7 protein-coding genes are annotated in these 16,020 nt (G+C 46.3%); all 7 read left to right on the top strand.

Annotated features, from left to right (window positions below):
- Positions 1 to 90: 90 nt before the first annotated feature.
- The 7 genes from B050_RS0107945 (at position 91) to rhaM (ending at position 16,020) form a co-directional block, all read left to right on the top strand.
- Positions 91 to 2,007 (top strand): hypothetical protein, encoded by a 1,917-nt coding sequence (locus B050_RS0107945; protein WP_018473378.1) that lies wholly within the window; start codon positions 91 to 93, stop codon positions 2,005 to 2,007.
- A gap of 58 nt (positions 2,008 to 2,065) precedes the next feature.
- Positions 2,066 to 3,511, top strand: coding sequence for a sulfatase family protein (locus B050_RS0107950; protein WP_018473379.1), 1,446 nt, complete (start codon positions 2,066 to 2,068; stop codon positions 3,509 to 3,511).
- 961 nt (positions 3,512 to 4,472) lie between these two features.
- Positions 4,473 to 7,568 carry a SusC/RagA family TonB-linked outer membrane protein gene (locus B050_RS0107955; protein ID WP_018473380.1) on the top strand — a complete coding sequence of 1,032 codons (3,096 nt, stop codon included), beginning with the start codon at positions 4,473 to 4,475 and terminating at the stop codon, positions 7,566 to 7,568.
- Between the two features lie 47 nt (positions 7,569 to 7,615).
- Positions 7,616 to 9,112: a RagB/SusD family nutrient uptake outer membrane protein gene (locus B050_RS0107960; protein WP_018473381.1), complete on the top strand. Its 1,497-nt coding sequence runs from the start codon at positions 7,616 to 7,618 to the stop codon at positions 9,110 to 9,112.
- A gap of 755 nt (positions 9,113 to 9,867) precedes the next feature.
- Entirely contained in the window at positions 9,868 to 12,642 is a 2,775-nt protein-coding gene (locus B050_RS0107970; RefSeq protein ID WP_044202093.1) for an alpha-L-rhamnosidase, read from the top strand.
- Between the two features lie 8 nt (positions 12,643 to 12,650).
- Entirely contained in the window at positions 12,651 to 15,416 is a 2,766-nt protein-coding gene (locus tag B050_RS0107975) for a family 78 glycoside hydrolase catalytic domain (RefSeq protein WP_018473384.1), read from the top strand.
- A gap of 289 nt (positions 15,417 to 15,705) precedes the next feature.
- Complete coding sequence (rhaM, locus tag B050_RS0107980) at positions 15,706 to 16,020, top strand: L-rhamnose mutarotase (RefSeq protein WP_018473385.1); 315 nt, start codon at positions 15,706 to 15,708, stop codon at positions 16,018 to 16,020.

Here is a 16,020-nt window from a genome sequence, read left to right on the forward strand (position 1 = left end):
CTTTCCAATCTATAGATAATGGTCCAGTGGAGAAAGGTTCTAATTAGTGAAACCCAAACGAATGTAAAAATTCAGAATAACCGATAATTTATGAAAAGGAGAGAGTTTATAGAGCGGTCTGCCCTGACGGGAATAGGTTTATCGTTTTTGCCCAGCCTGCCAGAAGCATTTGGATTACCCACGATTCGTCAGTCGGAAGAGTTCAGGAGGCTGTGCTATGACCTTTTGAAGGATTGGGTGGAGGGCATGATGAAGATCCAGGTAAATGCTCCTGGTGACCCTCATGTGCATGGGATGCTGAAATGTCCTGCCTGCGATGAGGTGCATGCCCGGATGATGGATGCCGTATATCCATTTCTATATATGGCCAAGGCCACAGGAGATAGTAAGTACCTGAATGCAGGCATCACATTATTTGATTGGGGGGAGAATGTAAACCGCCCAGATGGCAGCTGGACCAATGCTCTTAGCCCTTATTCATGGAATGGCACCACCGTCTTTGGGGCTATATCTCTGGCGGAGGCCCTTCATTATCATGGTGACTTGCTGGATGAATCCCGCCGAAAGCAGTGGACGGATCGTCTGGCCGCCGCTATGGAATTTAACTACGAAAAATTTGATGCCATAGATTCTACTAATGTGAACTATGGCATAACCAATATCTATGCGCTTAACCTGACGGGGAGAGTGCTGAAAAAAGAAGAATACCTCGAGCGGAGCAGGAAACTTGCGGGGGATGTAAAGGCTTATTTTACCCAGCCGAATACCCTGCTTTTTGGGGAGATCAAGCCTTCCGCCCATAAGGTAAGCGTCAAAGGACTGATGGGGGTCGATCTGGGATATAATGTCGAAGAATCACTCAATAGCCTTGTGATGTATGCGCTGCATGAGGGAGATGAAGAGCTGATCGACTTGCTGACGAGCACGCTAAACAGCCACTTGGAATTTATGCTTCCTGACGGCGGCTGGGACAATGGTTGGGGTACTCGGATGTATAAGTGGACCTATTGGGGTAGTAGAACCTGCGATGGATGTCAGCCAGCTTTTGGGATGATGGCCAATTATAATCCGGCCTTTGGTACGGCTGCTTTTAAGAACACTGAATTGCTACAGCGCTGCACCTCCGATGGCTTATTGCATGGAGGACCACATTATCTATCTCATGGGATAAAGCCCTGCGTGCATCATACCTTTGCACATGCTAAGCCCTTGGCGGCGATGCTGGATCACTGGGATACCTTGCCGGAAATCAATATGGATACCCCATTACCCAGGGAGACGGCTGATGGCTTGCGATACTTTAAGGAGCTGGATGTGGCGCTCTTTGCCAGAGGAGATTGGCGGGGCACCGTGAGTGCTTATGATGCAGAATACCATTATAAACTTGATTTTCGACAGGCCACTGGCGGCGCCATGTCCTTATTATATCACAATAAAGTGGGGCCATTATTTGCCGCCAGTATGGCCAAATATAAGCTCGTGGAAATCGCCAACCAACAGCCGGCACCTGGTGAGGATATAGCGCTCACCCCGAGGGTGGAGAGCTATAAGTATGGCGAATGGTTTACGAACCTCTTTGACCTCACCGCTACGTTCAATACCTCTGACCGAGCAGGGAAAATAAGCATCGATGCCAAAATGCAGTTGAAGAATGAAGTGCGCCAAGTGCTGGAGGGAAGCGCCTCGGATTTTGCCCTTTCGTATGTCTGCACCGCTGAGGGAATGGTGCTGAGTGCCAGCACCGATCAGGAAATCATGGAGGACACGATGTTCGTATTGCCGATTATCTCCGCTTCCACAGAAGAAATGATCCAGGTCAGCGATAGGGAGATCAGCATCAAAAAGGAAAAAGGAATGGTGAGAATCAAATCAGATGGTCTCCTGAAAGTAAAGAATATGCCCAAAAGCAGAACCTTCAATATGGTCCCTGGAATGGAGGCTATTCCCCTAATGGCGATGATCGATAAAGAAAAAAAACAAGTAAAAATCACCATTGAGGTGGTGTGATTAAGTTTCCATAAATTGTCAATGCATGAAAAGTAAAGCAATGAAAAATAGGAATTCAATGTCGGGAAAAAAGTATTACTTTTTAGGACTTATCCTCCTTTTGGTAAGCTCCTTTGCCTTAAAATCTAAGGAGGGAAAGTACGAAGAAGGAGAAAAGAAAAAGCCAAATGTATTGGTGATTTTGACCGATCAGTGGCGTGCTCAGTCCACCGGATATGCGGGAGACCCCAATATAAGGACGCCAAACCTGGATAGCCTTGAGGAGCGCAGTGTGAATTTCACGAATGCTGTTTCAGGCATGCCTGTATGCTCACCTTTCAGAGCCTCCCTGCTTACGGGCCAGCGGCCTTTGACCCATGGGGTCTTTATGAATGATGTCCAGCTAGACACCAATGCCGTCACCATGGGCAAGGTATTTACGGAGGCTGGCTATAAAACCGCCTATATAGGAAAGTGGCACCTGGATGGTCATGGGCGATTGCAGAATGTAAAGCCTGGGGAGAGAAGACAGGGCTTCCAATATTGGAAAGCGAATGAATGTACCCATAACTATAACCATTCGGTGTATTACGATAATGATGATCCCGAAAGGAAGATTTGGGAGGGATATGACGCCTTTGAGCAGACCTATGCCGCCATGGATTATATCGGGCATAGGTCCGAGGAGCAGGACCCCTTCTTGATGGTATTGTCTTATGGGACTCCCCATGCGCCATATCACACGGCTCCTGAGGCCTATCGAAATCAATTCGATCCAGAGAAAATTGTCCTAAGAGAAAATGTGCCTGCAGAGATGGCTGAACAAGCCAAGACAGACCTGGCGGGATATTATGCTCATATCGCAGCTCTGGATGAGATGATCGGAAGACTGATCCGTCACCTGAAAGAAACTGGCGAATATGATAATACCATCATCCTGTTCACCTCCGATCATGGCGACCTGCTGGGCTCTCATGGAGCCTATAAGAAGCAGCAGCCTTATGAGGAATCGGTAAAAGTACCCATGCTCATGTCCATCCCCTCAGCGATGGGCATCCTCACTGGAGAACGAGATGCGATGATTAATTCGGAGGACCTTATGCCTACGCTTTTGGGCCTTTGTGATATCGGTATTCCCTCCAGCGTCGAAGGGATTGATTTTACCCCCTATATGGAAGGGAAGGCTCAGCTAGGGCAGGAGACATTGATTACCTGTGTGCAGCCTTTTGGGCAGTGGAACCGGGTGAATCGTGGCGGTAAGGAATACCGTGGAATCGTCACTCCCCGCTATACTTATACCCGCGATCTAAATGGCCCATGGTTGCTCTTTGATAATAGTATCGACCCATTGCAGCTCAATAACCTTGTGGGTAATCCGGCTTATAAAGCCCTCCAGGCTCGACTTGATCAGCGGCTATCCGAGAGGCTTGAAGAAACCGGAGATGAGTTTTTGCCAGGTATAGAATATGTTAATAAATGGGGCTATCCCCTGGATGATACCGAAACGGTCCCTTATACCAACTAAGGACCTCATAGAGCGGGTCTCTATCGGCCATTTCTAATCGCTGAAAATGAAGCAATACTGCCCTATATGAGGTTCAGTGCTTTATTTTCAGCATTTTTTTTGGCCTTTTTTCTTGGATAGAAGTAGGTTGAGTTAGCTTATTTGAGGGAAATATCATTAGGCTTGAATCTGTTTGTTGTTAGAATGAATGAAACTTTATCGGGCGATTTTCCCACCTCCTTCGATACCTTTATACCTATCTTTTGAGCCTACTTTAGTGTGGAGGCTATTCCCTTTTATGCGGCTTTTTCCATGTTTTTTCACCACTTTTGGCTGGTTCTTTTACCCCTTAATTTGCATTAATACTAAGCCTTTTTTCTTTTATGGGTGGATAATATAACTGCATTAATTATAATAACTGCCAATAGCTACTTTCATTGTTTGTCTATCACCCTGGTGATTGGGGATCTTCTATCAGAAAAAACCCCTAATATCGACTTTTGCAAAAATTCCTTTCCCTTTGTGAAAATGACACTTATTACCTGATGCATAATGCTTGTTTTCATCCTGTGTTCAGTGAGTTGATATGAGTAAATAATACTTAAATCAAGTAGTGTAAAGTTTATTAATTCATTTTGTTTTAATTTTTAGGATAGTGTTTTTATTGTTTAAATAAGTTAAATTGAATAGTCCTGGTTATAGTAGTTTTTCCATAGTTTTTTCAGGACTGCTTAGTTCATCCATTTCTCCCAATCTTAGTGAATAAGGTTGGGAGATTTTGGTTTATTGTTTAAAAATATTGCCGAATCGTTTTAGTTTGAAATATAATTTCGGTAAATGTCATGGTGTGGGAATAGGGTATGGTACAATACAGGATACCTTATTGTAAGATCTAAGTTAAATTTCGAAGTAATATCAGTAGGCCGAAGGCTGTCTGGTGTTTATTAATTAAAATTTCAATAACCCGGTAACTAGTTAACTAATGAAAAATAACCTATTGTGGATTTTGAAGAAGTCCATTTTTGTCTTCTTTATGTTTTTGGTGAGCGTGGTGCGTGCGCAGGATACGAAAGTTACCGGCGCAGTCATGGACGCAGATAGTGGAGAGCCCATTCCTCTGGTCAATATTCTGGTCAAAGGAACAAGCGTGGGGACCGTTACGGATTTTGACGGCAAATTTAATATTAGCGTTCCTGACCCGAATGGCACGCTGGTGTTTTCGTATATAGGTTTTAGCACTCAGGAGATTCCCCTGAATGGAAAAAACAGCTTAAGTGTAAAATTAAAAGCGGATGATACCTCACTTGAAGAAGTCGTGGTGGTGGGCTATGGTACACAGATCAAGCGTGAAGTGACGGGCTCTGTACAGACAGTGGAGGCCTCCGATCTCGCTGACCTACCAGTTTCTCAGGTCACCCAAAAGCTCCAGGGCCAAGTGGCTGGGGTTCAGATCAATCAGACCACGGGTAAGCCTGGTCAGGGGATGTCAGTGAGGATCCGTGGTCAGCTCTCCGTATCGGGAGGTAGTGAGCCGCTGTATGTCGTGGATGGATTCCCTATCTCTGGCGATATAGGCTCCCTCAATCCTGACGAAATAGAAGAAATTACCGTTTTGAAAGATGCCGCTTCCACTTCCTTATATGGGTCCAGAGCAGCCAATGGGGTGATTCTCATTACCACCAGACAAGGAAAAGCCGGCCAGACTACTATTAGCTTCAACGTCTCCACCAGCCTGCAAAAAGTCCCTCAGCGTGGGAGAATAGAGATGATGGATGCTGTGGAATTTGCGCAATTCAAAAAAGAATACTACGAAGATCAGGGCTCCCCGGTGCCGGAGATATTCCAGGACCCTTCCCAGTATATAGGCAAAACCAATGACTGGTACGATGCCATGCTGCAGACTGCTCCAATGCAAAACTACAGCCTGGCCATTACCTCAAGCAAGGAAAAACTACGCACCTCAGTGGTGGCAGGGTATTTTAATCAGGAAGGGGTAGTGCTAAATTCGGATTACAAACGCTATTCCCTCCGGGCCAATCTGGACTATGGACTATCCGACAAGGTCCGCATGGGCTTCAATGTAGCCCCGAGCTATGTGGTGGATAATGTCCCAAAGACGGACGGTACCAGGGGGCAGGGGATCCTCTTCAACGCCCTTCATACCTGGCCTATCATGCCTATCTATAATGAGGATGGGTCCAGGACGACCTTTAACCGCTTTCCAGCTAATACAGGGAATATTTTCGCCTTTCCCAATTGGCTGACTTCTGCCGAGCAGATCAAAAATGAAACACGCGATATCAATATCCTCGCCAATACCTTCATCGAGTACCAACCTATCGAGGGGCTTACGCTGAAGACCAGCTTGAATGCCGAGATTTATAATCGTCAATTCGAATATTTCAGCCCAACCACCGCCACTTACCAGATCAATCAGCCCATCCCTACCAGCAATGAGGCGATCTGGGACAATAGATTGGACTTCTCCTGGCTGAATGAAAATATAGCTACCTATACCAAAAGTGTAGGGGAGCATGATTTTGCCTTATTAGGTGGATTTACCTATCAGCGATACAGACGAGATCGCAGCAGAGTGGAGGCCACAGATTTTGCGGATGATCGCCTGCCAAATATCCAGGGAGCAGTGAATATTAATAGAAATGGTACCTATGACCAAGTGCAGGAGTGGAGCCTCGTATCCTTCCTTTCCCGACTTACCTATAGCTATAAAGGCCGGTATTTATTGACCGCTGCGGTGCGGACGGATGGATCCTCCCGATTTGGAGAAAACAACAGGTGGGGTACCTTCCCCTCCTTATCCGCAGGATGGATCGCCTCTGATGAGACCTTTTTTAGCGATCAGCAACTCTTTTCGCTCTTGAAAGTTCGCGCTAGCTTTGGGGTGACAGGTAATAATAATATTGGTAATTACACTCAATATGCCCTGATTGATGACCGGGTAAACGCCGTTTTTGGAAATGATTTTGCCTCTGGTGCGGCCGTGAAATCACTGTCCAATACCAATTTGGGCTGGGAAACCACCAGGCAATTTGATGTGGGCTTGGACGTAGGATTTCTGAATGACCGTATATCATTTACCTATGACTTTTATACCAAAAATACCACCAACCTGCTCTATAATGTGCAGGTCCCTCAGGAATCTGGCTTTACCAATTTTAGTGATAATATCGGGGAAATTCGCTTCTGGGGTCATGAATTTGCCATCAACTCAGTGAATACCACCGGCAAGGTGAAGTGGAGCACCAACGCCAATATTTCCTTCAACAGAAATATCGTGGAATCCCTCGCTGAGGGTATCGACCGGGTATATGGACCAGGTGGGATGCACATCACGCAAGTAGGGAAGCCCTTCGGGCAATTTTATGGCTTCAAATCAGATGGAGTATATATGAACCAAGAGGACCTCGACAATTCCCCAAAAGTCCCTGGAAGATCCACCGTGGGAAGTATAAAGCTGATCGACACCAATGGTGATGGCATCATCACCAATGGAGGCGATTTTGACGATAGAGTCATCACCGGAAATCCTTTCCCGGATTTCACCTATGGCATCACCAATAAAGTCAACTATGGCAACTGGGATTTCTCGGTATTTGCCAATGGCTCTCAAGGCAACGAACTGTTCGTAAGACACCTTTATAGTACCGCCAATTTGGATGGAGTGTTCAACTTGCTGAAGGATGTAAAATACCGGTTTAGATCCGAAGAAAATCCCGGAAAAGGCTTCTTCGGAACCACCGTGGGCGGGGGGAATGTCACAGGAATCGAAAGAGACTGGCTCAATGATCGTTATGTCGCAGACGCTTCCTTCTTCAATATCCGAAATGTCACTTTAGGATATACCCTGCATGGTAAGGACAGCTTCTTTAAGTCCATGAGGTTCTATGGCTCGGTGCAGAATGTGTACATCTTTACCAAATACTGGGGAGGGCCAAATCCTGAAATCAGTGTACAGGATGATGGCGAAGGAGATGGTGGAAACCTTGCTTCCGGGGTAGATATCTCCGGATATCCAGTGCCGAGGATATTTACTCTTGGGGTAAATATGAATTTCTAAGTTCCAAATACTTCAGGCTCTAACCGTACAAGAAAACACGAAACACAATGAAAAATTCATATAAAATAATAGCATTATTTCTCGGTCTGCTTGTCAGTGGCTGTGATGATGCCCTGACCATATTTCCGGAGGACTCCCTGAGTACTCCCACCTTTTTCAAGACCGAATCAGATTTTGTTCAAGCTGTAAATGGGGCCTATGTGCCCTTGCGGACGATCAATAATCAGGCAAAGCACTATCTGACCGAAATGCATTCGGACAATACCTATTATGCTAGAAACACGGCCTTTGGGGCTACGGAGCAGCAGGAGGACCTGGCCGATCACTCGGTGCCCAGTGATGGCGGTATTACCGCAAACCGCTGGGTGACGGAGACCTATGTGGAGTATTATAAAATCATCGCAAGGACCAATCAGATTTTGGCGACTGTGGATGAGGCTAATTTTGCCGAGGACTCCAAAGCGAATATCAAAGGACAGGCCTTATTTCTAAGAGCCTATTCATACTTCGACTTGGTCCAACTGTTTGGAAGCCTGCCCATGCACCTGGTCCCAGTATTGTCTCGAGAGGATGCGGCCTTGCCGCTGTCCACCGTGGAGGAACTATATGCTCAGATCATTCTGGACAGCAGACAGGCGGTGGAGCTCCTGCCTGTCAAGTCGCAGCAGCAAGCTGGCAGGGCCACCTCCGGTGCAGCACGCACCTTGCTCGCCAATGTGCATATCGTAAGGGAGGAATGGGCCGCAGCCGAAACACTGCTCAAAGAAGTGGTAAATAGCCAGGAATATAGGCTGATGGCAGACTATGGCGATGCTTTCTCTGGAAACTCCGAGAATAAAAATAATATGGAGTCGATCTTTGAAGTGCAATATAAGGAGGGTGCCGAAGGACTGCAGGGAAACTTTCTATATAACTTCCTTCCTCGGCCTATAAGCGCTCAGGAAGTAGGAGCCTTGACCTCCACCAGCAACCCTCAGCCTCTAAATGGGGAGGGAAATAATATCCCTACGCCAGATATTATAGAGGCTTATGAAGATGGTGATCTCAGAAAAGACCATTCCATTCAATACATCGGCCTAAGCGAAAGTTTTTGGAATAATGGCGTATATCCTATTATCAAAAAATATGTAGAACCCCATGCGCTGCACCAGAATCATGGTATGAACTGGCCTATCTATCGATATGCAGAGGTGCTTCTCTTTCTCGCGGAATCGCTAAATGAGCAAGGCAAAAATGTGGAAGCGACCACTTACCTGACCCAGGTACGTGCCCGGGCAGGACTTGGGGCTGCCACCGGAGACCTGGAAATGGCCATCTTCAATGAAAGAAGGGTGGAGCTGGCTTTTGAAAACAAACGGTGGTTTGACCTGGTGAGAACGGGAAGGGCCATAGAGGTCATCAGCCAGCATGGTCAGAGGATCGTCGCTAATCCCAATGCCTATTATTACCCTGTAGGAGCTGCCCCAAGAGGCAATGCCTTTTCCAATATTACGGAACACTATGCACTACCGGCCTCAGAATCTTCTCTTAACCCTAATTTCTAATGGCTCAGATGGGCTGACTTAGTCCACAGCTCAGGGCAAATTGAAAGTTAATTGGCACTTTTGATTTGCCCTGATTTACCTTAGATCCTCCATTCGTTAAATGGCATTTTAGAAAAAAATTAGGTAGTTTATACCTTATTCAGACCCAGGCCTCAGTGCTTAAGGATGCTGAGGTAGAATTGGAGCGTAGCGAGAAATAAGCTTTATGGCTTCTCAGCAGATTTGCTGTCTTTTAATCACCGATTAGCGCTCAAAAAGAGGGTTCTTTTCGCTAGCGGTTTATCTCTGGATGAAGAAGACTAATCGCCGATTAGCTCCGCCTATACGAGTCGGCAACCTAGACCAATACAGGATACAGGTGAGGGGAAATAAATTTATATTTGATTTCAGGGATTTTGCGATTCTCCATGGCCTGATGCTAGTCTCGATTACCAAGGAAAAAAGAGGGAGAAATTTACAGATCCTAGTTAGACCAAAGCCATGAGGCCGCACTAAAGATAAAAAGGGCAGAAAAGGAAGTGATTTTCGAAATGTCCCTATTGAAAAGCTACTAATTGATCAGGGGCTTTATGCACTGCTTATCACTAGAAGTGAGGAGTCAGGCGGTTGGATTCCTGATTGAGGAGATATTTTGTTGAAGAATAATCGACTGCCGGCCAATCATTTATTTAGCCTAAGCGAAGTTGGCTTTCTGGCATCAACAGGTCAAAATACTATTAAATCAATACCCAAAAACAATAACCAAGCTCATCCTCATGAATAAGCACTACCTGATAATAGTACTGATGGGATTTTTGTCCTTTCTGATTCTTCTCTCATGCGGGGATAGGTTGGAGCGTGCGCCGGAGTCATTGGTGCTGTCTGAGGGCTTCAAAAACCCACTGGGTTTTTATGATGCTGCCCCCACATTTTCATGGAAATTACCTCAAACCAACACCCTGAAAAGCCAGTCCGCCTATCAGATTGTGATGGCCAGTTCGCCTGAGCTATTACCGGAAGAGGCCGATATCTGGGATTCAGAAAAGCAGGCAACGGATCAATCCACTTGGGTGAACTATGGCGGCGGGAAACTAAGCTCGCGGCAGAAAGTATATTGGCAGGTACGCTATTGGAGTCAGGAGGGGAAGGAATCTCAGTGGTCTGAGATAAATAACTTTGAGCTGGGGCTCTTATCCAATAAAGACTGGCAGGCCAGGTGGGTAGGACTTCCCACGGCTAAGGACAGTATAAAGGGCGTGGGAAATTTCCTGATGCACAGGCCTCAGTACCTGAGGAATCAATTTGACCTTCCTTCTAATGTGAGATCCGCACGGCTATATATTACCGCCAAGGGAATATTTGACGTGCATCTGAATGGAGAAGACGTCAGCGATGATGTGATGCCGCCAGGATGGACCCCTTACAATAAGCGCATAGAAACCCTCACCTATGATGTGACCGACCAGCTATCTTCTGGCAAAAACACCCTGGCGGTGGAGCTAGCTTCAGGCTGGCACTCTGGAAGGATCAGCAGGGGGACCGCTATCTATGATAATTTTGCCTCTCCAAAATTACTATGCCAACTGGAAATCACCTTGGAGGACGGCAGCCAAAAAGTGATCCTCTCTGATCAAAATTGGAAAGGCAGCACCGCTGGTCCCATCCGTCTGGCGGGGATATATGACGGGGAGGTATATGATGCCAATTATGAAATCCCTAACTGGATGGCCAATGATTTTGATGATGCTTCCTGGGCTCGGGTGGAGGTAGAAGAACTGGATGATGAGGTACTGCTAGAGCCCAAAAGGCATACGGCGGTAAAGCAGAAACTGGAGGTTCCAGTGGCAGAAATAGTCGCTGAAAATGATACGGCAGCCATCTTTGACTTTGGACAAAATATGGTGGGTGTGCCTTTGATCGATGTGCCCATGAGAAAGGGAGATACGCTCAGAATTAGGTTTTCTGAGATGCTCGCCCCCGATGGCTCATTTTATACGGACAATTACCGGTCGGCACTATCCACTGACCTATATATCGCCGCAGAGGACAAGAATGTGCAGTGGTCCCCAAAATTCACCTTCCATGGCTATAGATATATTGAGCTTACTGGCTTCGATCCCTCCCGAAAACCTCGTAAAAATTGGTTGACCGGGCTGGTGCAATACTCTGATATTGAGCAGCAGGGGACTTTTACCTCATCCAATGAGAAGTTAAACCAGCTGCAGAGCAATATAATCTGGGGTTTACGAAGCAATTTCTTTGACATTCCCACGGATTGTCCGCAGCGTGATGAGCGATTGGGATGGACGGGCGATGCGCAGGTGATTGCTCCGACTTCTATTTTTAATTTTGATATGCATGCATTTTGGGCAGCCTGGCTACAGAGCCTGAGGGAGACGCAGTCTGAGCATGAGAATGGATTGATTCCTTTTATTATTCCCGATGTATTGCAGAATAATAATGCCAGTTCTGGATGGGGAGATGCTGGCGTCATCATCCCTTGGGATATCTATATGCGAACAGGAGATAAGGCGATCTTAGCAGAAAACTATGATATGATGAAAAAATGGATCGCTTATCATGAGTCCGTTTCAGAAAATTATATTTCCACCATGTTTTCTTTTGCAGACTGGCTGCAGCCATTTCCAGCCAATGAAAATAAAAAAGGGGATACCCCCGCCCGCCTGATCAACACCGCCTATTTTGCTCATGCAGCCCATCTCACCTCTAGAATCGCCGGCATCCTGGAGAAGACAGAAGATCAGCAAAAGTACGAAGACTTATATAAAACCGTTTCAAATGCTTTTGAGCAGGAGTTTTTTGAGGAAGATGGATCGATTAAAGAGGGGCAGGGCACCCAGACAGGCTATTTGTTGGCCATAGAATTTGATTTGCTTTCTGAGGAGAAAAAACCTAAGGCCATCACTCATTTATTAGCCAAAATACACGAGGCAGATGATCACCTTCGCACGGGCTTCCTGGGGACTCCATTACTCTTTAAGGTATTGGATGAGCTTGGGGAGATCGATTTGATGTACAGAATATTATTCCAGGAAAGTTATCCTTCATGGTTTTACTCCATCAATCAAGGCGCCACGACCATGTGGGAGCGCTGGAATAGCTATAGCAAAACGGAGGGCTATAACAGTGAAAGTATGAATAGCCTCAATCACTATGCTTATGGGGCCATAGGCGAGTGGATGTATGAGCGGATAGCGGGGATCCAATTGGCAGCGCCGGGCTATAAGTCCATCAGGATAGCTCCTATGCCTCATGAAAAACTCAGTGCTGCCGCCGCCACTTTGGATACGCCTTACGGCAAAGTAGCCTCCTCATGGGAACATAAAGGATCGGCATTCCATCTGGAAATCACCGTGCCGCCGAATACCAGCGCCATGGTCATCCTCCCGGCAAATACCGGGAAACCACTCACTGTGGACGGCAGAGCGCTGGAAGAAAACCCAGAAGTGAAGCTGGTAAATACCGAGAAGCAGGCTTTTACCTTAAGGGTGCCCGCTGGAACTTATAGATTTCAATCAAGTTTAAATTAAACCCATAAATGAACGTATTAAAACATTATTTCCCACTCAGCCTTCTCCTAATTGCAGCCCTTTGTCTAGGCTGTGCGAAGGAAAGCCAGGTCGACAAACCCTTCGATTTGGAAGTGTCAGAAGGTTTTAAGAATCCTATTGGATTTTATGATGCTAAGCCTACCTTTTCGTGGAAACTTCCGGTAGAAGATGAGGTGAAGCGCCAATCCGCCTATCAAATTGTGGCGGCCTCCAGCCCGGACTTATTGCCGGAAGAGGCTGATTTGTGGAATTCTGATAAGCAATCCGGCAGCCAATCTGCATGGGTAGATTATAATGGATCAGCCTTGAGCTCTCGGCAGAAGGTCTATTGGCAGGTTCGCTATTGGGATCAGGCAGAGAGCGCCTCGGCATGGAGTGAGGTCAATAGCTTCGAACTAGGACTCCTCGAAAACGCCGACTGGAACGCGAAGTGGGTGGGCCTTCCTACAGCTGAGGAAAAGTTGATGGGAAGTAAAAACACCCTGATTCACCGCCCGCAGTACCTCAGGAAGTCCTTTGAGACGGATACGGATATCGCCTCGGCACGCTTATACATCACCGCAAAGGGGGTTTTCGATGTATGGATTAATGGTAAAAATGTAAGCGATGACGTGATGCCTCCAGGATGGACTCCTTATGATACACGAATTGAGACCATTACCTATGAGGTGACAGAACTGATTTCCCAAGGTCAAAATACCATCGGCGTGGAATTGGCGGAAGGCTGGCACTCTGGTAGAATAGGTTATTCCAGACCCCAGTGGTCCGATAAAGTATCTCCAAAAATCTTATGCCAATTAGAAATTACCCATAAAGACGGAACCAAAGAAACGATCGTGTCGGATCAAAGCTGGAAAGGTACCACCAATGGGCCTATTCGTATTTCCGAAATTTATGATGGAGAGACTTATGATGCTAATTTTGAACTTCCTAACTGGACAAAGAACGATTTTGATGATCAGCAGTGGCAGGCTGTAAATACCGAGGACCTGGATCCTAAGGTAAAGCTGGAGCCCAAAAGGCATTATACTGTCAAATCCCATCAAACTTTAGCCACCAAGGGAATTATGCCCTCGGAGACGGGGACGATTTTCGATTTGGCGCAGAATATGGTAGGGGTGCCATTGATTAAAGCCCCTGTAAAGAAGGGGGACACCCTGACCATTCGTTTTTCGGAGATGCTCTCGCCAGATGGTGGTTTTTATACTGATAATTACCGCTCCGCTCTTTCCACCGACTATTATATCGCTAGCGAGGAGGGGCTGATTGACTGGTCTCCGAAGTTTACATTCCATGGCTTCCGCTATGTGGAGCTATCGGGTTATGATGCCAGTAAGGAGCCGGATGCTGATTGGGTTTCTGGACTGGTACAGTACTCAGGTTTTGAAGGAAATGGAACCTTCAGCTCTTCCCACGACAAGCTAAACCAGCTACAGAGTAATATTGTATGGGGACTTAGAGGCAATTTCTTTGACGTACCCACCGACTGCCCGCAGCGTGATGAGCGCTTAGGCTGGACAGGAGATGCGCAGGTTTTTGGCCCCACCTCCTTATTCAATGCTGATGTCTATTCCTTCTGGGCAAACTGGCTTCAAAGTGTTAGAGAGGAGCAGTTTGACAATGGCGGGATACCATTTGTGGTGCCTGATATCGTGAACAATCAGATGGTAAGCTCCGGCTGGGGAGATGCCTGTACTATTATTCCGTGGAAGCTGTACTTTTATACGGGAGACAAGCGGATTTTGGAGGAGAACTATGAGATGATGAAAAAGTGGCTGGTCTATCATGAGTCCACTTCGGAGGGTTATATTTCTCATATGAATTCCTTTGCAGATTGGCTGCAGCCATTCCCAAAAAATGGAGAAACTAAAGGGGACACTTCCCATGATCTGATCGGGACCGCCTTTTTTGCTTATTCTGCCAAACTTACGGCACAAGCGGCGGAGGTGCTAGGCAAGACTGAAGACCATAAGAAGTATCAGGAATTGTATAAAAAGGTGTCGCAAGCTTTTGATAGCAAGTTTTTTGATGAAAATGGCCAATTGAAAGAAGTCGCTTCTACGCAGACTTCCTATCTCTTAGCCTTGGCCTTTGACTTATTGCCAGCATCCAAGAAGCAGAAGTCTGAGCAGTTTTTGATCCAGGAGATCGAAGCAGCCGATAATCACCTGGGCACTGGCTTTTTGGGCACGCCACTCTTGTCCGAGGTACTGGGAAATATTGGCATGGAAGACCTTATGTATCAGCTGCTATTTAATGAGACCTACCCCTCCTGGTTTTACTCCATCAATCAGGGAGCGACCACCATTTGGGAAAGATGGAATAGCTATAGCAAAGAAGAGGGCTTCAATCCTCAGCAGATGAACAGCCTAAACCACTATGCCTATGGGGCCGTGGGCCAATGGATGTATGAGCGTATCGCCGGCATCTCACCAATGGAAGCTGGATATAAGAAGATCAAAATTGCCCCTTATCCCCAGGCACCGCTTAGCTCAGCAGAGGCCTCCCTGGATACGCCTTATGGGAAAGTGACAAGCTCGTGGGAGATCAACGGAAATGAGTTTCATCTGACTACAACCATTCCGCCCAATACCAGTGCTGAGGTTCATATCCCTGCCCAGTACACGACGGAGGTCCTTGAACATGGTAAAAGCCTGAATGATAATGCCAATATAAGCATGGTGAAATCCGGGCAAGGATTCCTTTTGCTCGTGCAGCCAGGAACCTATACCTTCAGCGGAAAAGCTAAATAAAAGGCTCAAACTCCTACAATTGGAACCATAATAGTAGATCCTTCAGCTCGGCCTTACGGATGACTAAGCCGGGGTGAAGGATTTTAATTATTCCTGCGCAATAGAAATTATAGGATGCTCAACATCCATAGGAAATCGGCCATTTTATTCCTTAAGAAAACTCTTTAGGAGTGAAGGGCAGGGCCTTTTTGTGCAGTGATAATCAAATGTCCCGATTTCATATTTGCCTTGGCAAGCTTGGAGGGCTGATAAGTAGCAATAGATTATTAAATAATAAACTAAAGTAAGAATGATCAGAAAGGCTTTTAAAATGAAAATTCATGATGGGAAATTAGCAGAATATACCCAGCGGCATAATCCTATTTGGGATGAGCTCCAGTCCGTCCTGATAGAACATGGGGTCCACAATTATAGTATCTTTCATGATGAGGAAACCAATTATTTATTTGCCTATGCAGAGATCGAGTCGGAGGCTAAATGGAGTGCAATTGCTTCTACTGAGGTATGCCAAAAATGGTGGAGCCATATGGGAGAGCTGATGGCTACTAATGCTGATAACAGTCCTGTATCCACCGATCTAAATGAAGTCTTTCATCTAGCGTAA

The sequence above is a fragment of the Echinicola pacifica DSM 19836 genome, assembly GCF_000373245.1.
In the GTDB taxonomy this organism is placed as follows: Bacteria; Bacteroidota; Bacteroidia; order Cytophagales; family Cyclobacteriaceae; genus Echinicola; species Echinicola pacifica.